The organism is Amycolatopsis sp. GM8 (assembly GCF_021653975.1).
Taxonomy (GTDB): domain Bacteria; phylum Actinomycetota; class Actinomycetes; order Mycobacteriales; family Pseudonocardiaceae; genus Amycolatopsis_E.
This window is the reverse complement of record NZ_JAJKFK010000002.1, coordinates 80,925-103,482: the sequence shown is the minus strand read 5'-3', so window position 1 is coordinate 103,482 and position 22,558 is coordinate 80,925. Positions and strand designations below refer to the sequence as shown.

5 protein-coding genes are annotated in these 22,558 nt (G+C 69.0%); 4 read left to right on the top strand and 1 reads right to left on the bottom strand.

Going from position 1 to position 22,558, the window contains the following annotated elements; translation table 11 throughout:
* Positions 1 to 2: 2 nt before the first annotated feature.
* The 4 genes from LOZ83_RS07700 to LOZ83_RS07685 are packed head-to-tail and all read left to right on the top strand — an operon-like array spanning position 3 to position 21,478.
* Positions 3 to 6,935, top strand: coding sequence for a non-ribosomal peptide synthetase (locus LOZ83_RS07700; RefSeq protein ID WP_236789556.1), 6,933 nt, complete (start codon positions 3 to 5; stop codon positions 6,933 to 6,935).
* On the top strand, positions 6,932 to 11,110 hold the full coding sequence (locus LOZ83_RS07695; RefSeq protein ID WP_236789555.1) for an amino acid adenylation domain-containing protein: 4,179 nt from the start codon (positions 6,932 to 6,934) through the stop codon (positions 11,108 to 11,110). Before LOZ83_RS07700 ends, LOZ83_RS07695 begins: the two co-directional genes overlap by 4 nt.
* Complete coding sequence (locus tag LOZ83_RS07690; protein WP_236789554.1) at positions 11,103 to 18,134, top strand: non-ribosomal peptide synthetase; 7,032 nt, start codon at positions 11,103 to 11,105, stop codon at positions 18,132 to 18,134. The genes LOZ83_RS07695 and LOZ83_RS07690 overlap by 8 nt, the downstream gene beginning before the upstream one ends.
* On the top strand, positions 18,128 to 21,478 hold the full coding sequence (locus LOZ83_RS07685; protein ID WP_374202642.1) for an amino acid adenylation domain-containing protein: 3,351 nt from the start codon (positions 18,128 to 18,130) through the stop codon (positions 21,476 to 21,478). The genes LOZ83_RS07690 and LOZ83_RS07685 overlap by 7 nt, the downstream gene beginning before the upstream one ends.
* Positions 21,479 to 21,533: 55 nt before the next feature.
* On the opposite strand, the gene LOZ83_RS07680 is transcribed toward LOZ83_RS07685, so the two are convergent.
* Positions 21,534 to 22,538 (bottom strand): ABC transporter substrate-binding protein, encoded by a 1,005-nt coding sequence (locus tag LOZ83_RS07680; protein WP_236789552.1) that lies wholly within the window; start codon positions 22,536 to 22,538, stop codon positions 21,534 to 21,536.
* Positions 22,539 to 22,558: the final 20 nt, after the last annotated feature.

Sequence of the window (22,558 nt, the reverse complement as noted above, 5' to 3'; positions counted from 1 at the left end):
CCGTGGTTTCCCGGGTTTCTCGGGCTTCGAGCGTCGAGGACGTCCTCCCGCTCACCCCGTTGCAGCAGGGCATGGTGTTCCACGCCCTGCTCGACGACCGGGTGGATGTCTACACGGTGCAGACCGTCCTCCACCTGACCGAAGACGTCGATCCGCCGCGGATGCGCGCCGCGGCGGAAGCCCTGGTGCGCCGCCACGCGAACCTGCGGGCGGCCTTCCGCACCCAGGCTTCGGGGCAGTTCGTGCAGGTGATCCGGCGTGCCGTGGAGGTGCCGTTCCGGGTCGCCGAGTCGGTCGACCTCGACGCCGAGCGGGCCGAGCCGTTCGATTTCGCCCGCCCGCCGCTGTTGCGGTTCACGGTGGCAGGCAAGCGAACTCTCGTGCTGACCGCGCATCATCTGCTGTGGGACGGCTGGTCCGCGCCGATCCTGGTCCGCGAACTCCTGGCCCTCTACCGCGGTGAGCCCCTACCACCGGTCCGGCCGTATCGGGATCATCTCGCGTGGCTGTCCAAACAGGACACCGCTACGACGGCTTGGGAGAAAGCGCTTTCCGGGCTCGACGAGCCGACGCTCGTCGGTGGTCCTTCGGCCGGTTTCCCTCGCCGTTCGGAGTTCATGCTCGACGGGCAGGCGTTGGAGCAGGCGGCCCGTCGTCACGGCGTGACGGTCAACGCCGTCGTGCAGGGCGCGTGGGCGCTGACGTTGTCAGCGCTGACCGGGCGCGACGATCTGACCTTCGGTGCGACGGTTTCCGGCCGCAGCGCCGACGTTCCGGGCGTCGAGTCGATGGTCGGCATGTTCATCAACACCGTGCCCGTGCGGATCCGGCTTTCGCCGGGGGAGTCGCTCGCCGAACTGTTCGCGCGCGTGCAGGCTGAGCAGGCTCGGTTGCTGGAGCATCAACATCTGGGGCTCGCCGACATCCAGCGCGCCAGCGGGCACGCGAGCCTGTTCGACACCCTCGTCGTGTTCGAGAGCTACCCGATGGACACCTCGATTCCCCTGCTGGACAGCGTTTCCGTGCGCGACGCGACGCACTATCCGCTGGCGCTGCTCGTCGTGCCGGGGGAGCAGCTGGTGCTGCGGATCGATCACGATCCGGCGCAGTTCCCCGACGTGTCGCTGATCGCGTCGTGGGTATCCGATGTGCTCGGCCGGTTCGTCACGACCCCGGACTTGTCCGTGGGGCAGTTGGATCTGGTCGCTCCGGAGTCGTTCCCTTCGGTCGAGGTGCCTGCGACGACTCTGCCGGAGTTGTTCGAGGCGCAGGTGGCGCGGACTCCGGGTGCGGTGGCGGTGGTGTTCGAGGGTGAGTCGTTGACGTATGCGGAGTTGGATGCGCGGGCTGGTTCGCTTGCTTCTTCGCTGGCTGCGGCGGGTGTGGGTCCGGATCGGATTGTGGGTATTCGGCAGGATCGGTCGCTGGATTTGATTGTGTCGTTGCTTGGTGTGCTGAAGGCCGGTGGCGCTTATCTGCCGCTTGACCCCTCCTACCCGGAGGAACGGCTGGAGTTCATGATCTCCGACGCCGAGCCTGTGGTGGTTCTGCCTGCCGTGCTTGATGGTGCCGGTGAACTGCGGAGGCCTCGGCCGGACGACGCGGCTTATGTGATCTATACGTCCGGCTCGACAGGCCGTCCGAAGGGTGTGGTGGTCTCGCATCGGGCGATCGTGAACCGGCTGTTGTGGATGCAGCACGAGTATCAGCTCACTCCCGAAGATGCGGTGTTGCAGAAGACGCCGTCGAGTTTCGATGTGTCGGTGTGGGAGTTTTTCTGGCCGCTCATCACGGGCGCGAAGTTGGTGGTGGCGAAGCCGGGTGGTCACAAGGATCCGGATTACCTGGCGTCGGTGATGCCGCAGGTGACGACTGTCCACTTTGTCCCGTCGATGCTGCGGGCGTATGGCGAGAGGCTGTTGCCGAAGCGGGTGATCACGAGTGGGGAAGCGCTTCCAGCGGATATCGCCAAGCCAGGCATGCACAACCTCTACGGCCCGACCGAAGCCGCGGTCGACGTCACGCATTGGACCGTCACCGACGAAGTGGCGATCGGGCGGCCGGTGTGGAACACGCAGGTCCACGTCCTCGACCCGATGCTCCGCCCGGCGATGACGGGCGAGCTGTACCTCGGGGGTGTACAGCTCGCCCGTGACTACCTCAACCGGGCCGGGCTCACCGCGGCGCGGTTCGTCGCCGCGCCGAACGGCGAACGCCTCTACCGCACGGGTGACCTCGTCCGCTGGCACAACGGAGTTCTGCACTACCTGGGCCGGACGGACGACCAGGTCAAGATTCGTGGCTTCCGCGTCGAACTGGGCGAGGTCGAGGCGGCGCTCGCCGCGCTGCCCGGTGTCAAGGCCGCCGCGGCCGCCGTCCAAGCCGAACGGCAGCAGCTCATCGGCTACCTCGTGCCCGAAGAAGGCGCGACCCCGGACACCTCCGCGCTCCGGCTGCCCGAGCACCTGACCCCGTCCGCGATCGTCACCCTCGACGCGATTCCCCTGACCCCGAGCGGAAAACTCGACCGCAAAGCGTTGCCCGAACCACGGCTCGAAACCGGCGGCGGTCAAGCCAGGGACCCGCGCGAAGAGATCCTCTGCGAGCTGATCGCCGATGTCCTCGGCCTCGGCACCGCCGGGCCCGACGACGACTTCTTCACACTCGGCGGCCATTCCCTGCTCGCGACGAAACTGGTCAGCCGGGTCCGCCGTACGTTCGGCGTCGACCTGCCGCTGCGCGCGGTCTTCGACGCACCGACCGCCGCGCGCCTGGCGCGGCTTGTCGACGACGGTGACCGGAGACCGGCCCTGGTCAAACGCGAGCGCCCCGCCGAGATAGCGCTTTCACCAGCCCAGCGCAGCCTGTGGTTCCTCTACCGCCTCGAAGGCCCGAACCCCACGTACAACATTCCGTTCGTCGCGCGGCTGGCCGGCCCGCTCGACGTGCCCGCGCTGGACGCGGCGCTCCAGGATGTCGTCGAACGGCACGAGTCGCTGCGCACGATCTTCCCGGGAACCGAGCCACGCCAGGAGATCCTCGCGCCGAGGCCGATCGAACGCGGCACGGCCGAGCATTCCTTCCGGCTCGACGAGGAACTGCCGGTCCGCTACGACCTGCGTCGAACCGGCGAGGACGAGCACGAGTTCACCCTTCTCGTGCACCACATCGCGGCTGACGAATGGTCTGCCCGGCCACTGCTGCGCGACCTCGGCGTTGCGTACGCCGCGCGACGCGACGGTAAAGCGCCCACCTGGGCACCGCTTCCCGTGCAGTACGCCGACTACACGCTGTGGCAGCTCGAAAACTCCCGCGACGACACGGATTTCTGGGTGCGGCGGCTCGACGGCCTGCCCGAGGAACTGCCGCTGCCGGCCGACCGCCCCCGCCCGCGGACACCGAGCCGCCGCGGCGGCACCGTTCGGTTCGAGCTGCCCGACACGCGGCAGCTAGCCCGCAAACTCGGCGTCACCGACCTGATGATCGGCCAGGCCGCGGTCGCGGTGCTGCTGCACCGGCTCGGCGCCGGCGACGACATCCCGCTCGGCACCCCGACCGCCGGGCGCGGCGACGAAGCGCTCGACGACCTCGTCGGGTTCTTTGTGAACACGCTGGTGCTGCGCACGGATGTGTCCGGCAATCCCACGTTCCGCGATCTGCTGGCGCGCGTCCGCGAGACCAATCTCGACGCCTACTCGCACCAGGACCTGCCGTTCGAGCGGGTCGTGGAGGCGGTCAACCCGGCGCGCTCACCCGGCCGGCATCCGCTGTTCCAGACGATGGTGTCGCACCAGGACCCCACGAGCGCCGAGCTGACGCTGCCCGGTATCACGACGACACCGCTCGACCCGGGCGTGACCGGTGCGAAGTTCGACCTCGCCTTCCACTTCGGCCCCGGCGAATGCCTGGTCTCCTATGGCACCGACCTGTTCGACGAGTCCACCGTGGATGGATTCGGGCGACGGCTCGCCCGGCTGCTGAAAGCGTTTACCGTAGACCCGAACCGGCCCGTCGATCTCGTGGACACACTGGGACCCGCCGAGCACGACCAGCTCCGGAAGTTCAACGACACCAGCGAAACACGCCCCGAGACCACGCTGACGGCGATGGTGGCCGAGCAGGTCGCCCGGACGCCGGACGCGATCGCGGTCGAGTTCCACGACCAGAAGCTCACCTACGCCGAACTCGACGCGCGCGCGAACCACGTCGCCCGCACGCTGCAGGATCTCGGCGTCGGTCCCGAGCAGACCGTGGGCATGCACTGGGAGCGGTCGATCGAGATGATCGTCGGCCTGCTGGGCGTGGAAAAGACGGGTGGCGCGTTCGTGCCGCTGGAGCCGTCGTGGCCCGAACGGCGGATCGCGGAGGTCTGTGCGAACGCCGGGCTGGCCGCGATCCTGAGCGGTGAGAAGCACGACGAGCCCGTCCGGGACCTCGGCGTCCCGGTGGTGCACATCGACGAGTCCACTTCGGACACGGTCGACGCGCGGATCGCACCGGAGAATCTCGCCTACGTCATCTACACCTCGGGCTCGACGGGCACGCCGAAGGGCGCGATGATCCGGCATCGCGCGATCACCCATCGCCTGCTGTGGCAGCGGGAAATGCTGGGTTTCGGGGTCGGCGACGCGGCATTGTTCAAGGCGCCGCTCGGGTTCGACATCTCGATCAACGAGATCTTCCTGCCGCTGGTCACCGGCGGCAAGGTGGTCATCGCCGAACCCGGCGGCGAGCGCGACATCGACTACCTGCTCGACCTCATCGAGCGGCACGAGGTCACCTTCACCTACCTGCCGTCCTCCATCCTCGACCTGTTGTTGCAGATCGACGACTTCACGCCGAAGGCCCGGTCCCTCAAACACGTCTGGTGCGGCGGTGAAGTCCTGACACCCGAGCTGTTCCAGCGGTTCCGGCACAGCAGCGAAGCGGTGATGTACCACGGCTACGGGCCTGCCGAGGCGACGATCGGCGTGAGCCACGTCGTCTACCGCGACCCGGAGGCGATCCGCGGCGCGGTGTCCATCGGCAAACCCAACGGCAACACCAGGTTGTACGTGCTCGACCGCAACCTCCTGCCGGTTCCCGTGGGCGTGCCGGGCGAGCTGTACGCGGGCGGCGTGTACCTCGGCCGCGGCTACATCAACGATCCAAAGAGGACGGCGGACCACTTCGTCGCGGACCCGTTCGGGCCGCTCGGATCCCGGCTGTACCGCACCGGTGACCTCGCGCGGTGGCTGGCCGACGGGAGCCTGGAGTTCCTGGGCCGCGCCGACAACCAGATCAAGATTCGCGGGATGCGGGTCGAACTGGAGGAGATCGAAGCGGTCCTCGAACAGCACGAGCTGGTCCGGCGCGCGGTCGTGCTGGTCCGCGACGACCGGCCCGGGCTGACCGGCTACTGTCTCGCGCCCCCGGTCGAGGGCATCGGTGAGTGGCTGCGCACCCGGTTGCCGGAACACATGGTGCCGCAACGGTTCGTCTTCCTCGACGAGTTCCCGCTGCTGCCCTCGGGCAAGGTCAACCGCCGGGCGCTGCCCGCACCCGAGCCGGACGAACCGGCGAGCCGGCGGCCGGTCACCGAAACCGAGAGCATCCTTTGTGGACTGATGGCCGAGCTGCTGCGGCTGCCGGAGGTCGGCGCCGAGGACAACTTCTTCTCCCTCGGCGGCGACAGCATCCTGTCCATCCGGTTCGTGAGCAAGGTCCGCGCCGCCGGCCTGGCGATCTCGCCGCGCCAGGTGTTCGAGCACCAGACCGCGGCCGCGCTCGCCCGCACCATCGACGCGGCCTCGGTGATCGCGCACGACGACGGTGCCGGCGATGTGCCGCTCACCCCGATCATGCGGTGGTGGACGGAAACCGGCGACCGCACGATGCACCAGGCGGCGTTGCTGCGGGTGCCCGAACCGTTCGCGCCGGACGCGTTCGAGCGGGTGCTGCAGGATGTGCTCGATCATCACGACCTGCTGCGGGCGCGGCTCGGCGACGGCGTGCTGCACGTTCCACCGCCGGGTTCCGTCAAGGCCGTCGTCGAGCATGTCGACGGCCCGTACCGCCCGGAGCACTACGGCGCCGCGGATCCAGCGAACTCGATGGTCCGCGCGGTCGCGTTCGACGGGCGACTTTTGCTGGTGCTGCATCACCTGGTGGTCGACGGCGTGTCCTGGCGGATCCTCGCCGAGGACTTGGCGGAGGCGTGGACCGCGCGCGCCGCCGACCGCGCGCCGGTGCTCGCGCCGGTGCCGACCTCGTTCCGCACCTGGGCGCTCGCGACGGCGCGGCCGAACACAGCCAAGGCACGTGAGGCGGCGCCGGTGGCGGGCAGACTGACAGTGGAGCTGAGTGTTCCGGAGACCCGGAAGATCTTGGCACGTAAGCACTCCCGGGCCAACGAAGTGCTGGTGTTCGCGCTGGGCCGGGTGCTCGGGCCGACCGTCGTCGCGCTCGAAGGGCACGGTCGTGACGAACACCTCGTGCCGGGCGCGGACCTGTCGCGGACGGTCGGCTGGTTCACCACCGTGTTCCCGTTCGACCTGAACCGGCCGACGCTGGCCGAGGTCAAGGAACGCTTGCGGGGCACCGAACTCGGCGAGGACATCCCGGATACCGCGGTCGGCTTCAACTACCTCGGCCGGTTCGATCTGAGCGAGGACTACTGGACGCCCGGGCCGGAGGAACTGCCGGAGCCGCGGACGCAACACCGTCCGCTGGAGATCAACGCGGTCACCGAGGACGGCCCCGGCGGTCCGGTGCTGAAGGCGACCTGGTCGTGGACGTCCGCGCACACCGAGACCGAGGTGCGCGGGTTCGCGGAGACCTGGCTGCAAGCGCTTTCCGAGGACACCGACGCCGGGCTCACGCCGTCGGACGTCCCGCTGGTTTCGCTCAACCAGGGGCAGCTCGACAAGCTCGCGGCGAAGTGGGGAAAGAAGTGATCGAGGACATCCTGCCGCTGTCGCCGCTGCAGCAGGGCATGCTGTTCCACGCCCTGTTCGACCGGAGCGCGGACGACGTCTACACCGTGCAGTTCGTGCTCGGCCTCGAAGGCGAGGTCGACGGTAAGCGCTTACACGAGGCGGCGCGGGCATTGCTGGCCCGGCACGCGAACCTGCGGGCCGCGTTCGTGTACGAGGACGTCGACGATCCGGTGCAGGTGATCCTCGACGAGGTCGAGCTGCCGTGGGCCGAGGTCGAGGGCGATCTCGACGGGGCCCGGCGGCGAGACCGGGAGGCGAGGTTCGATCTCGCCGAGCCGCCCCTGCTGCGGATGACGCTGGTGAAGCTGGCCGAGACCGACTACCGGCTGGTGCTGACGAACCATCACATCCTGCTCGACGGCTGGTCGCTTCCGCTGCTGGTCAGCGAGCTGCTCGCGCTCTACGGCGGCACCGAACCGGCCCGGCCCAGGCCGTACCGGGACTACCTCACGTGGTTGTCCACACGCGACACTGAGGCTTCGACGGCTGCTTGGCAGAAAGCGCTTGCAGGAGCCGAGCCGACCCTGCTGGCGCCCACCGCTTCACGCGTCCCGACGCGTCCCGGCAAGATCCGGATCGACCTGCCGGGCGAGCGGCTCTATGCCCGTGCGCGCGCGGAAGGCCTGACGGTCAACACCGTCGTGCAGGGGCTGTGGGGCCAGGTGCTGGCCCGGCTGACCGGCCGGGACGACTTGGTCTTCGGTGCCACAGTGTCGGGCCGTCCGGCGGATCTGTCCGGTGTGGACTCGATGGTGGGCCTGTTCATCAACACGATTCCGGTGCGGGTGCGCGCCGACGCGCCACTCGGCGAGTTGCAGGCCGGGCAGTCGCGGCTGATGGACCACCAGTACCTCGGGCTCACCGAGATCCAGCGCGGCACCGGTGACCTGTTCGACACGCTCGTCGTGTTCGAGAACTACCCGATCGACTCGGACGCGGTGGGGGAGAGCGAAAACCGCGCGGGCATCAGGATCAGCCAGGTCGAGGTCGAAGACGCGACGCACTATCCGCTGACCCTCGCGGTCGCGGCCGAGGAAGCGCTTTCCGTCACCTTCGAGTACCGGCCGGACGTCTTCGATCGCGAGCGGATCGAGGCGATCGCCCGGTACTTCACCCGCGCGGCCGCCGATTTCGCCGAGGACAGGCCCTTCGATCTACTGCCGGAATCCGAGTATCGGCAGCTCATCGAATTCGGCACCGGCCCCCGGCTCGAGGTCACGCCGACGACGATGTCCGAGGTCTTCGAGGAGCAAACCCGCCGCACGCCCAACGCGATCGCATTGATCGCCGACGACCGGCAGTTGACCTTCGCCGAAGTCAACAGCCGCGCCAACCACGTCGCTCGCGCGCTCGTCGAGCAGGGCGCCGGGCCGGAGCAGATCGTCGCGCTGAAGATGCCGGCCGGTGCGGAAATGATCATCGCCCTGCTCGGGGTGTTCAAGGCCGGTGCCGCGTACCTGCCACTCGACCCTGACTGGCCCGCCGAACGGCTCGACACGATGCTCGCCGACTCGAAACCGGTCATCGTCCTCACCGAGATTCCGCTGGGGCACGGCGAAAACCTGCCGCAATCCGCGCGACCCGGGAACCCGGCCTACGTCATCTACACCTCGGGCTCGACCGGCACCCCGAAGGCCGTCGTGGTCACGCACCGGTCGATCACGAACCTGCTGGTCAGCCATCGCGCGGCGCTGTTCGACCCGGCGTGGCGCCGGGCCGGGCGGCCGCTGCGGGTCGCACACGCGTGGCCCATGGCGTTCGACGCGTCGTGGCAGCCGATGCTGTGGATGTTCGCCGGGCACGAGCTGCACCTCGTGCCGCCGGCTGTCCGGCGCGACGCCGACCTCCTGCGCGATTTCCTTGCCCAGCACGAGATCGAGTTCGTCGAGTTGTCGCCGACCCTGCTCGCGCAGATCGCGAACGAACCGTGGCGGGGCTCGCTGAAGGTGCTCGGCGTCGGCGGTGAAGCCGTGCCTGGCGAGCTGTGGCGGATGCTGCGCGACCAGGAAGACCTTGCCGTGCACAACTTGTACGGGCCGACGGAGTGCACTGTGGACTCCGTGGCCGCCGACTTCGCGGACAGCGAGTCGCCGTCCATCGGCTCGCCGGTCGGCAACGCTCGCGCCTACATCCTCGACCGGCGGCTGCGACTGTGCCCGATCGGCGTCGAAGGCGAGCTGTATCTCGCGGGCGAAGGGCTCGCCCGCGGCTACCTCGGCCGCCCGGGCACCACGGCGTCACGTTTTGTCGCGGCCCCTGATGGCCAGCGCCTGTACCGCACGGGTGACATCGCGCGCTGGACGGCGGATGGCCGCATCGAATGCCTCGGTCGCGTCGACGACCAGGTGAAGATCCGCGGGTTCCGCATCGAACCCGGCGAGATCGAAGCCGTGCTGTCGCGGGACGACCGGGTCGAGCGGGCCGTCGTGGTACCGCGCGAGGACACCCCCGGCGTTCGCCGTCTCGTCGCCTATGTCGTGGTGCGCAACGGTGGCGTGGAAGGGTTGCGAGAGCGGGTGGCCGCGAGCCTGCCGGACTACATGGTCCCCGCCGCGATCGTCGCCGTCGACAGGTTCCCGTTGACCCGCAACGACAAGCTCGATCTGAAAGCGCTTCCAGCACCCGACTACCGCGGCACCACCCGTGCGCCGCGCACTGATACCGAGCGGCGGCTGGCGGAGCTGTTCACCGAGGTGCTCGGCGTGCGCGAGGTCGGCGCCGATGACAGCTTCTTCGCGCTCGGCGGCGACAGCATCGTCTCGATGCGCCTGGTCAGCAAGGCCCGCGCGGCAGGCCTGGGCTTCAGCCCGCGTGACGTGTTCGAGCGCCGGACGGTGGCCGAACTCGCTCAGGTCGTCGGCACTGCGAAGCGCTCCGCAGACCCCGAGGCCGGTATCGGCGCGGTGCCGCTGACACCCATGCTGACCTGGCTCACCCACAACAAACCGTACGACCGGCTCAGCCAGGCCCGGCTGCTGTGCACCCCGGCCGGGTTGACGTTGGATCGGCTCACGGAGCTGATCCAGACCCTGCTCGACCGGCATGACGTGCTGCGGTCCACTTTCGATGGTGCCTTCACGGTGCGGCCACGCGGTGCGGTAAGCGCTTCCATCCGCCGGATCGAACTCACCGACGTCGCGGTACAACTCCCTGACGTGATGGAGGAGGAGCTGCGTGAGCTGTCCCCGGCGAACGGCGAAATGGCGCGGTTCGTGTGGTTCGAGGGCGAAAGCGACGGACGTCTCCTGATCCTGTTGCATCACCTCGTGGTCGACGGCGCGTCGTGGGGCGTGCTGGTCCCTGAGCTGGCGGATCTGTGGCAGGGCCGGGAGCTCCCGCCGGTCGGCACGTCGTTCCGGGAGTGGGCGAAAGCGCTTCCCGAGGTGGCGCAAGCGAAGTCGGCCGAGCTGGACCTGTGGCGCGACATCCTGTCCGGCCCGGATCCGGTGCTCGGCGAGCGCAGGCTCGACCCGGCGCTCGACACGCGGGCGACGATGCGGGCCACCCGCACGGTCCTCGACGCCGCACTCACCGAAAAGCTGCTGACCACCGTGCCGGAGCGGCTCGGCGCCACGATCAACGACGTGCTGCTGACCGCGTTCGCACGCGCCGTCGGCCGGTGGCGAGGCGAGGGTGGTTCGGTGCTGATCGCACTGGAGGGGCACGGCCGGGAGGAGCAGATCGTGCCCGGCGCCGACCTGTCCGGCACCGTCGGCTGGTTCACCAGCGTCCATCCCGTCCGCATCGATCCCACCGACGTCCGTCAGGTCGGACAGCAACTTGCCGTGCCGGACAAGGGAATCGGCCACGGCCTGCTCCGGTACCTCAACCCGGACACCGCGCCGGAACTGGCGCGCCTGCCAGAGCCGCAGGTCGAATTCAACTACCTCGGCCGGCTGACCGTCGGCGAGTCCGACGACGAACCGTGGTCCGGTGCGCCGGAGGTCGGCGCGATGGGCGGTGGCGTGGACGACGAAATGCCCGCGCCGTACTGCCTTGTGCTCAATGCGCTGGTCAATGGCTCGGTCCTGGAAGCGGACTGGCAGTGGGCCGGCGGGATCTTCCCGGAAGAACGCATCCACGAACTGTCGCGCGAATGGTTCGCCGCGCTGAAGGAGATCTCAGATGAGTGACCTCGCGGCCCGCAAGCGCGAGCTGTTGCGCCGCCGGCTGGCGCAGGCCGGACTCGCGAGCACCAACCAGATCCCGCGTCGGGACCGCGAGGACGACCTGCCGCTTTCCTACGCACAGTCCCGAATGTGGTTCCTGCAGCAGCTCGAACCGGACAGCGCCGCCTACAACGTGTGCCTTGCGATCAGCCTGCGCGGCGACCTCGACACCGCCGCGCTGCACCGGTCCTTCCAGCGGCTGGTGGAGCGGCACGAGATCCTGCGCACGCGCTACGTGCCCGGCGCGGACGGTGAACCGCGGCAGGTGATCGACGCATATGCGGTGGTCACCATGGCCGAGACCGACCTGCGCGGCCTGCCGGAACACGAGCGCGCCCGTGCGGTGGAAGCGCTTTCCCGGCAGGAGTCCGCGCACGCCTTCGACCTGTCCCGCGAGCACTCCCTGCGGTTGCGCTTGCTCCGGCAAGGCGACGACGACTGGGTGCTCGTGATGACGGTGCACCACATCGCGTGGGACGGCTTCACCTTCAACGCGCTGTCCCACGACCTGTCCGCGCTTTACCGCGAAGACACCGCGGGACGGCCGTCGGGCCTGGAACCGCTCACGGTGCAATACGCGGACTTCGCGCTGTGGCAACGGAAAACGCTTACCGACGAACGGCTCGCCGGTGACCTCGAGTACTGGCGCGGCGCGCTGGACCCGATGCCCGAGAACCTGCCGCTGCCGACCGATTTTCCCCGCCCGGCCGCCCGTTCGAGCCGCGGCGACCGTCGCTTCAGGACGTTCGACGCGGCGCTGACCGAGCGGGCGACGGCGTTCGCGCAGGCCCGTGGGGTCACGCCGTTCATGGTTGTGCTCGCCGCCTACGCCGCGCTGCTGCACCGCTACACGGGTGTGACCGATGTGCCGATCGGCTCGGCGTCAATGAATCGCGACGCCGGCGAGGTCGAGCGGCTCATCGGTAACTTCGGCAACACGCTGGTGCTGCGGGCGGATCTGGCCGACGAGCCGTCGTTCGCCGAGCTGGTCGCGCGTGTGCACCGCGTGTGCACCGACAGTTATGCGCATCAGGACCTGCCGTTCGACCTGCTCGTCGAGCGGCTGCGGCCGCCCCGGACGGCCGGGCGCTCGGTGCTGTTCGATGTCATGCTGCTGTTCCTGACGCAGGGTTTGCAGGGGCTCGACCTGCCCGGCGTGACCGCGACCTGGGAGACGGTGCACAACGACACCACGCAGTTCGACCTTGCGCTGGAAGCGTTTCTGACCGACGGGCAGCTGCGGATCGAGGCGACGTACTCCACCGACCTGTTCCTCGCCCGGACGATCGACCGGTTCCTGGAGCACCTGGAGTCCCTGCTCACCGCCGCTCTCGACGCGCCAGGTCAGGGCGTTGGGCGGCTGGATTACCACGCCGCGCGGCTGCCGAACGACACCGCGGCCGAGGTGCCATCGACGACTCTGCCGGAGTTGTTCGGGGCGCAGGTGGCGCGGACGCCGGATGCGACGGCGGTGGTGTTCGAGGGTGAGTCGTTGACGTATGCGGAGTTGGATGCGCGGGCTGCTTCGCTGGCGTCGTCGCTGGCCGCGGCGGGTGTGGGCCCGGATCGGATCGTGGGGATTCGGCAGGACCGTTCGCTGGATTTGATCGTGTCGCTGTTGGCGGTGCTCAAGGCTGGTGGTGCGTATTTGCCGCTGGATCCGTCGTATCCGGAGGAGCGGTTGGAGTTCATGATCTCCGACGCCGAGCCGGTGGCGGTTCTGCCTGCCGCGCTCGACGGAGCCGCTCCGACGACAAAGCCAGGCCCGGATAACGCCGCCTATGTGATCTACACGTCGGGCTCGACGGGGCGGCCGAAGGGTGTGGTGGTCTCGCATCGGGCGATTGTGAACCGGCTGTTGTGGATGCAGCATGAGTATCAGCTCACGCCCGAAGATGCCGTTCTGCAGAAGACGCCGTCGAGTTTCGATGTGTCGGTGTGGGAGTTTTTCTGGCCTCTCATCACGGGCGCGAAACTGGTGGTGGCGAAGCCGGGCGGGCACAAGGATCCGGATTATCTGGCGTCGGTGATGCCGCAGGTCACGACTGTCCACTTCGTACCGTCGATGCTGCGGGCGTATGGCGAGAGGCCGTTGCCGAAGCGGGTGATCACCAGCGGGGAAGCGCTTCCAGCCGACATCGCCAAACCCGGGATGCACAACCTTTACGGCCCCACCGAAGCCGCTGTCGACGTCACGTACTGGACCGTGACCGACGAGGTGCTGATCGGGCGGCCGGTGTGGAACACGCAGCTCCACGTCCTCGACCGGTTCCTGCGGCCCGTGCCCCCTGGCGTGCCGGGAGAGCTGTATCTCGGCGGTGTGCAGCTCGCCCGCGGCTATCTCAACCGGCCCGGGCTCACGGCCTCGCGGTTCGTCGCGCACGAGAACGGCCGCTTGTACCGCACCGGTGACCTCGTGCGCTGGCGCGAAGACGGCGCACTCGACTACCTGGGCCGCGCGGACGACCAGGTCAAGATCCGTGGCTTCCGCGTCGAGCTCGGCGAGATCGAAGCGGCGCTGACCGCCCTGTCCGGTGTCGAAGCGGCGGCCGTCATCGCGCGGGGCGAGCGCCTGATCGCCTATGTCGTCGGCGATGCGAGCGACGCCAAGCGGCAGTTGGCGAGGTCACTGCCCGAGCACATGGTGCCGTCGGTCATCGTCGAGATCGACGCCGTGCCGCTCACCCCGAGCGGCAAGCTCGACCGGAAAGCGCTTCCAGAGCCGACCGTCACCGTGAGCGAGGCGGAACCGAGCACCGAACGCGAACGCGCCCTCGCCCGGCTGTTCGCCGATCTGCTCGAACTCGACCGCGTCGGCGTGCACGACGACTTCTTCGCGCTCGGCGGACATTCGTTGCTGGCCACCAGGCTCGTCGGCCGGGTACGCGCCGAACTCGGGATCGAGCTGGCGATCGGCACGATATTCGACGCCCCCACGGTCGCGCGCCTGGCCGCCGCGCTCGACGACGGTGACCGGAAGCGCGCCGCGTTGACGCCGATGCCGCGTCCGCGACGCATCCCGCTTTCGTTCGCGCAGCAACGGTTGTGGTTCCTCTACCGACTGGAAGGCCCGAGCCCGACCTACAACGTCCCGCTCGCCGCGCGCCTCGACGGCCCGCTCGACATCGAAGCGCTGCGCGCGGCACTGTCCGATGTGGTCGGACGGCACGAGGTGCTGCGCACGATCTATCCGGAGTTCGAGGGGCGGCCGTACCAGAAAATCCTCGACTGGGCGCCGGCGTTGGAGGTCGGTGGCGCCGCGGAGGAGGCCGCGCGGCGTGCGTTCGAACTCGATCGCGAACCGCCGTTCGAGGCGCGGTTGCTCGACGGCCAGGTGCTTTCGCTGCTGACACATCACATCGCGAGCGACGGCTGGTCCGGTGAACGGCTGCTGGCCGACGTGACGACCGCCTACACCGCGCGCCTGCGCGGCCGCGCGCCGGACTGGCAGCCGTTGCCTGTGCAGTACGCCGACTACGCGCTCTGGCAGCGTGACCTGCTCGGCAACGCGGCTGATCCGGAAAGCACGCATTCGGAAAGCACAGCCTCGACTCAGCTCGCCTACTGGCGTACCCAGCTCGCGGACTTGCCGGACGAGCTGCGGTTGCCCGCGGACCGGCCGCGTCCCGCGGTCCCCAGCTTCGAGGGCGACGCCGTGCGCTTCCGGCTCTCGGCCGGGACGCAGGCCAAGCTCGCCGGTCTGGCAAGGGAAACCGGCTCGACGGTGTTCATGACCGTGCAGGCCGCGCTCGCCGCCCTGCTCGACTACCTGGGCGCCGGCACCGACATCCCGCTCGGCACCCCGATCGCCGGCCGGATCGACGAAGCGCTGGACGATCTCGTCGGGTTCTTCGTGAACACCCTGGTCCTGCGTACGGATGTCAACGGGAACCCGAGCTTCCGGCAGCTCATCGAGCGCGTCCGGAAGACCGATCTCGGCGCGTTCGGCCACCAGGACCTGCCGTTCGAGCGGCTCGTCGAGGCAGCGAACCCGGCACGCGTGATGGGCAGGCACCCGCTGTTCCAGGTGATGCTGGCCTACCAGCAGGCGCCGCGCGCTGCCGTGCCGTTCGGGGCGGCGTCGATGCGCGAGGAACACGTCGAGTTCTACGCCGCGCGGATGGACCTGTCGTTCCACCTCTTCGAGGGCACGAGCGGGATCGACGGCTGGCTCGTCTACAGCAAGGACCTGTTCGATCGGTCCACAGTGGACGATATTGTGCGCCGGTTCGTGGCGGTGGTCGAACTGCTGGTCGGCGACCCGGACCGGCCATTGTCGCAGTTGGCACTCGGCGAGGCCGAGTCGTTCCCGTCGGTCGAGGTGCCGGAGACGACCCTGCCCGAGCTGTTCGAGGCGCAGGTGGCGCGGACGCCGGAGGCCACGGCGGTGGTGTTCGAGGGCGAATCGCTGACCTACGCGGAGTTGGATGCACGAGCGGCCGAGTTGGCCTCGGGTCTGGCCGCGGCGGGTGTGGGTCCGGATCGGATCGTGGGGATTCGGCAGGACCGTTCGCTGGATTTGATCGTGTCGCTCCTCGGTGTGCTGAAGGCTGGTGGTGCGTACCTGCCGCTGGATCCGTCGTATCCGGAGGAGCGGTTGGAGTTCATGATCTCCGATGCTCAGCCGACGGTAGTTCTTCCTGCGGCGCTTGATGGGGCCGCTGCGACGACAAAGCCGGGCCCGGATAACGCGGCTTATGTGATCTACACATCGGGTTCGACCGGACGCCCGAAGGGTGTCGTGGTCTCGCATCAGGCGATCGTGAACCGCCTGTTGTGGATGCAGCACGAGTATCACCTCACGCCCGAAGACGCCGTGTTGCAGAAGACGCCGTCGAGTTTCGATGTGTCGGTGTGGGAATTCTTCTGGCCCCTCATCACGGGCGCGAAGTTGGTGGTGGCGAAGCCGGGCGGTCACAAGGATCCCGACTACCTGGCGTCGATCATGGACCAGGTGACGACCGTCCACTTTGTTCCATCGATGCTCAGGGCCTACGGCGAGAAGCCGTTGCCCAAGCGGGTGATCACCAGCGGGGAAGCGCTTCCAGCAGACATCGCCAAGCCTGGGATGCACAACCTCTACGGCCCCACCGAAGCTGCCGTCGACGTCACACATTGGACCGTCACCGATGAAGTCGCGATCGGCACGCCCGTCTGGAACACCGAAGTGCATGTCCTCGACCGCCTTCTCCGGCCGGTTCCGTCTGGAGTGCCGGGGGAGCTGTATCTCGGCGGCGTCCAGCTCGCGCGCGGCTACCTCAACCGGCCCGGGCTCACGGCGTCCCGGTTCGTCGCGCACGAGAACGGCCGCTTGTACCGCACCGGCGACCTCGTGCGGCAGGTCGACGGGGTGCTGCACTACCTCGGCCGGACCGACGACCAGGTCAAGATCCGCGGCTTCCGGGTCGAGCTCGGCGAGATCGAGGCGGCGATCGAGCAGCAGGCGGCCGTCGTGGTGCGGGACGGCCGGCTGGTCGCGTACGTCGTCGGCGACGCAAGCGACGTCAAGCAAGAGCTGGCGAAGACTCTGCCCGAGCACATGGTTCCCGCCGCGGTCGTGTCACTCGCCGAGCTGCCACTGAGCCCGAGCGGCAAGCTCGACCGGAAAGCGCTTCCAGCGCCGGACTTCGCCGCCCTCGCCGGCGACGACAAGCCACGTGACGAGCGGGAACGTCTGCTGTGCAAGCTTTTCGCGGAGACCCTGCGCTTGCCCGAGGTCGGTATCCACGACAGCTTCTTCGAACTCGGCGGCGACAGCATCATCTCCGTGCAGCTCGTCAGCCGCGCCCGCAAGGCCGGCATCACGCTCACCCCGCGGCAGATCTTCGAACACCGCACACCGGCCGGGCTCGCCGCCGCGGGTGGCTTCGTCGTGCACACCGGCACCCCGCACGGGCGCGTCGAGCCGACGCCGATCATGCGTTACCGCGGGCTCTACCAGGCGATGCTCCTCGCGGCACCGGAAAACCTGGCGGAACAGGAACTCCTGCGCACCGTGCAGGCGATCCTCGACCGGCACGACGTCCTGCGCGCCCGCTGGGACGGCGAGACGCTTGTCATCCCAGAGGAATCCTTCCCTGCCAAGGAAATCCTGACCAGGGCCACCGGCTCCCTGGACGACGAACTGCTCGCCGCGCGCGGCCGGCTCACCGACGACCGGATGCTGCAGGTGGTCTGGTTCGACGACCGGGTGCTGATCGTCGCCGACCACCTCGTCGTCGACGGCGTGTCCTGGCGGATTCTGCTCGACGACCTCGCCGAAGCCTGGCAGGGGCACGAGCTGATCCGCGCCGGCACCTCGTTCCGTCGCTGGAGCGAGCTGCTCGGACAGCAGGACCGCAGCGGCGAGTGGGACCTGTGGCGCGGCATCCTCGACGGCGCCGACCAGGTGCTGCCCCTGATCGCCGCCGAGCCGCAGGTCACCGAGTTCACCGCACCGCTGCCCACCGGCGATGTCCAGCAGGCGCTGATCCGCGCGCTCGGCCAGGCCCTCGGCGTGGACAACGCCGTGATCGCCGTCGAAGGCCACGGCCGCGAGGAGCAGATCGCGCCCGGCGTCGACCTGTCCGCGACGGTCGGCTGGTTCACCACGATCTTTCCCTTGCGTGCCAACGGACGTGTCGAAGACCTGCCCGACCACGGCCTCGGCTACGGACTGTTGCGCCCGCTCGGCCTGCCGGAGCCGACCATCGTGCTCAACTACCTCGGCCGGGTCGACGCGAGCGACGGCTCGGCCTGGTCGGTCGCGCCGGAGGCGCCGATGCTGCGCGTGCCGCCGAAGCCCGGCAGGCGCCCGGACTGGGCGCTGGAGGTGAACGCGGCCGCCATCGACGGTGAGCTGCGCATCAGCCTGATCAGCCCGCACGACGTGGCGGCTCTGGTACAGAAACTCGGGGAAGCGCTGGCGGAAGCCAAACCCGATCTGTCCCTTGTGGATATCAGTCAGGACGAGTTCGACGAGTTCGAAGAGGAGCTGGGCACGTGGTGAGTCAGCAGCCGACGGCGGGGGAGCTCCTGCGGGAGGTCACCGACCTACTGGGCCCGGAAGCGGCCGGACTGTCCGAAAGCGACAGCCTGATCGAGTGGGGCCTGGACTCCATTCAGCTCATGCAGGTCGCGAACAAGTGGCGCCGCCGCGGGATCAAGGTCGGCTTCGCGCAGCTGGCGAAGAGCCCGACGCTCGCCGGCTGGCGCGAGGTGCTCGCCGACGCGGCCGGGGTCGCGCCGGAACCCGTTGTCACGATGGACATCGACGAGAGCGAGCCGTTCCCGCTGGCGCTGATGCAGCACGCGTATTGGATCGGCCGTGACGAGGAGACCACGCTCGGTTCGGTCGCCGCACACCTCTACGTCGAGTTCGACGGCCAGGATGTCGACCCGGCGAAGCTCGAACAAGCCGTGCGGGCGCTGGTCGAGCGACATGGCATGCTGCGCGCGAAGTTCACCGACGACGGCCGTCAGCAGATCTTGTCCGAGCGCGCCCAGCCGTTGCTCGTCGTGCATGACATCGAGGACGAGACGGAGCTGGAAGCGATCCGGGACCGATCCTCGCACGAGCGGCTCAACGTCGCCGAGGGCGAGGTGTTCGCGATCCAGCTCAGCCGCCTGTCCGCTGGTCGGACGCGGCTGCACGTCGACGTCGACATGCTCGCCGCCGACGCGCTCAGCTACCGCGTGCTGCTCGCCGACCTCGCGCGGTTCTACGAGAACCCCGAGTTCGAGCCGATCGGTTACAGCTACCCGCGCTACCTGGCCGAACGCGAGCCGGCGCGGCAGGCCGACCGCGAGCGGGCCCGCGAATGGTGGCAGCAAAGGATTCCGGAACTGCCTGCGGCGCCCGACCTGCCGCTCGTGCCGGAGGGCGAGCGCGGCGACGCGACGCGCGTGACCCGGCGGCACCACTGGCTCGCGCCGGAGGACCGCAAGAACCTTTCCTCGCGGGCGCACGAGCACGGATTGACCCCGGCGATGGTCGTCGCGACCGCGTTCGCGGAGTCGCTCGCGTCGTGGAGCGCGCAGCCGCGGTTCCTGCTCAACGTGCCGATGTTCGACCGAGAGAGCGCACACCCGGAGGTCGACCAGCTCGTCGGCGACTTCACCGGATCCGTGCTGCTGGACGTGGACCTGTCCGCGGAGGCGTCCTTTGTGGACCACGCGCGGGCGCTGCAGGACCGGATGCACGCCGACGCCGCGCATGCGGCTTATTCGGGTGTCGAGGTGCTGCGGGACCTGTCGCGGCACCAGGGCGAGCAGGTGCTCGCACCCGTCGTGTTCACGAGCGCGCTGAACCTCGGCGAGCTGTTCGACGCCGATGTCCGCCGCTTGTTCGGCGAGGCCGTGTGGATCATCTCGCAGGGCCCGCAGGTGCTGCTGGACGCGCAGGTCACCGAGGTCAACGGGGGCCTGCTGATCAACTGGGACGTGCGTGAAAACGCCTTCCCGGGCGGCCTGATCGACGACATGTTCGCCGCCTTCCACAGCCTGATCACCCGGCTCGGCCAGGACGACGCGGCCTGGGACCGCCCGGTGGGCGGTGCGCTGCCCTCGGCGCAAGCCGAAGTCCGCGCGAAGGTCAACGACACCGCCGGTCCGCGGAGCGGGAAGCTCCTGCACGACGGGTTCTTCGAGCGGGCGCGGCAAAACCCTGATGCACCAGCCTTGCTGTGGGCCACCGGCTCGATCAGCTACGGCGAACTCGCCGAGCGCGCGCTCAAGATCGCGGCGTCGCTGGACGTCTCGCCGGGGGACACGGTCGGCGTGAGCCTGCCGAAAGGTCCGGACCAGATCGCGGCGGTCCTCGGCGTGCTCGCCGCCGGTGCCACGTATGTGCCGATCGGCGTCGACCAGCCGTCGGCGCGAGCCGAGCGCATCCGCCGCATTGCAGGCCTCCGCACCGTCCTGACCAGCGCCGACAGCAACGCCGAACCACTCGCCGAACCCGTGCGCGTGGACGAGGAGTCGGTGGCCTACGTGCTGTTCACGTCGGGATCCACCGGCGAGCCCAAGGGTGTCGAGGTCCCGCACCGGGCGGCGATGAACACGATCGACGACCTCAGCGAGCGCTTCGGCATCGGCGAGTCGGACCGCTGCCTCGCAGTGTCCGCTTTGGACTTCGACCTCTCCGTGTACGACATCTTCGGTCTGCTCGGTGCCGGTGGCGCGGTCGTCCTCGTCGAGGAAGGCGACCGGAAGGACGCCCGAGCATGGGCCGAACTCGTTGCGGCGCAAGGGGTTACCCTCGTCAACTGCGTGCCGGCGCTGCTGGACATGCTGCTGGTCTCCGCCCGCCCCGGTGAGCTGACCGGGCTGCGCACCGTGCTGCTCGGCGGCGACTGGGTCGGCACCGACCTGCCCGGGCGCGTCGCCGCACACGCGCCGCGCTGCCGGTTCGCCGGACTCGGCGGCACTACCGAAACCGCGATCCACTCGACGGTGTGCGAGGTGCACGGCGTGCCGACGCAGTGGCGGTCGGTGCCCTACGGCACGCCGCTGCGCAACGTCGCCTGCCGCGTGGTCGATTCCCGTGGCCGCGACTGCCCGGACTGGGTCGGCGGCGAGCTGTGGATCGGCGGAGATGGTGTCGCACATGGTTATCGCGCCGATCCGGAGCGTACGGCCGACCGGTTCGTGGAGTACGAAGGGCGCCGCTGGTACCGCACCGGCGACATGGCGCGGTACTGGCCCGACGGGACGCTCGAGTTCCTCGGCCGCCGTGATCACCAGGTCAAGGTGCGAGGAGTGCGGATCGAGCTGGGCGAGATCGAGGCCGCGCTGGCCGAGCATCCCGCGGTCCGGCGCGGGATCGCCGGTGTGGCGGGCAACCAGCTCGTGGCCGCGGTCGCGGGCGAGGTCATGGCGGACGAGGTGCGCGAGTTCGCGCGGACGATGCTGCCGCCGCACATGGTGCCCGCGCGGGTGGTGGTGCTCGGCGAAATGCCGTTGACCGCCAACGGAAAGGTGGACCGGCGCGCCGTCGCGACGCATTGGGCGGCCGAGACGGACTCCTACGTGGCGCCGAAAACACCGTTGGAGCAGGTGCTCGCGAAGGTGTGGGCGGACGTCCTGGAGGTCGGCCGGGTCGGCGTCGACGACCCGTTCTTCGCCCTCGGCGGTGACTCCGTGCTGGCCACGATGATCGTCGGCCGGTTGCGGGAAGCCTTGGACAGCAACGGGATCTCGGTGCGGACGTTGTTCGCGACGCTCAGCGTGAGCGCGATGGCCGCCCGCCTGCTCGCCGACGAGACCACCCCCGGCAGGCTCGCGCAGGTCGCCGAGATCTACCTGGAGGTCGACGCGCTCGACGAGTCCGATGTGGACGCTGAACTGTCCTGACGCGACAACGAAGGCCTCCTCCCGAACTAGCAGGGAGGAGGCCTTCGTTGTCAGGTCAGGAAAGCTTCGCCAGGCCCGGCTTCAGCTTGTCCAGCACCCACGGGATGTCATAGACCGTCGGGTAGCGCAGCGCCGAGATCGTCTCCATGTCGACTACCAGGTAGTCGCCGGACTTGACGCTCGCCACGAGCTGGTTGCTCTCGAAGGCCTGCTGCAGGTCCGGCGAGGTGAAGGCGATGATCACCAGATCCGCGCCCAGCTTGTCGTACTGCTCCGGGGTCAGCGAACCCGTCGGGCTGCCGGAGTCGTTCTGCCCCAGCCCGGCGATCGCCGGGCTCAGCTTCAGGCCCAGCGACTGGACCAGCTGCACGGCGAAGTCCTTTTGCGACACGAGCGTGAACACCTTGCCCGGGGTGTTGCCGACCGACGCGGTGAACGTCTTGCCCGCCGCCTTCGGGTAGTCCGCCTTCACCTTGTCGATCGCGGCCTGCGTGGTGTCGATGATCTTCTGCGCCTCGGCGGTCTTGCCGAGCGCCTTCGCCGTCACCTGCACATGTTCTTGCCAGGTCTGCGCGCCCCACTCGGTCGCGTAACCGATGGTGGGCGCGACCTTCGAGAGGTTCGCGTACTCCTGATCGAGGCCGTAGTCGGCGGTGGCCAGGATCAGGTCGGGGGTGAGCGCGCCGACCTCTTCGGCGTTGACCCCGTTGGCAGCGTTGACGAGCTTGGTCTTCGAGGGGTCCAGCTTGCCCTGCAGGTAGCTGGGCACCCCGTCCGAACCGGACTTGTCGAAGAACGCGACCGGCGTCACCCCGAGTGCGAGCGCCGCGTCCAGGTCGTCGCTCGACGTGCCGATCACGACGACACGTGAAGGCGCTTTCTCGATCGTGGTCGAGCCGAACTTGTGCGTGATCGTCACCGGGAACGCCGCCGCGTCGGCGGCCGCGGCGGGGGCCGAGCTGGGCGAGGACGACGAGTCCTGCACGTCGCCACACGCGACCAGGCCGAACGAAACGGCGCCGGCGAGCAGCAGTGCACCGAGAACTCTCTTACGGGACATGGAGAACTTGCCTTTCCTCA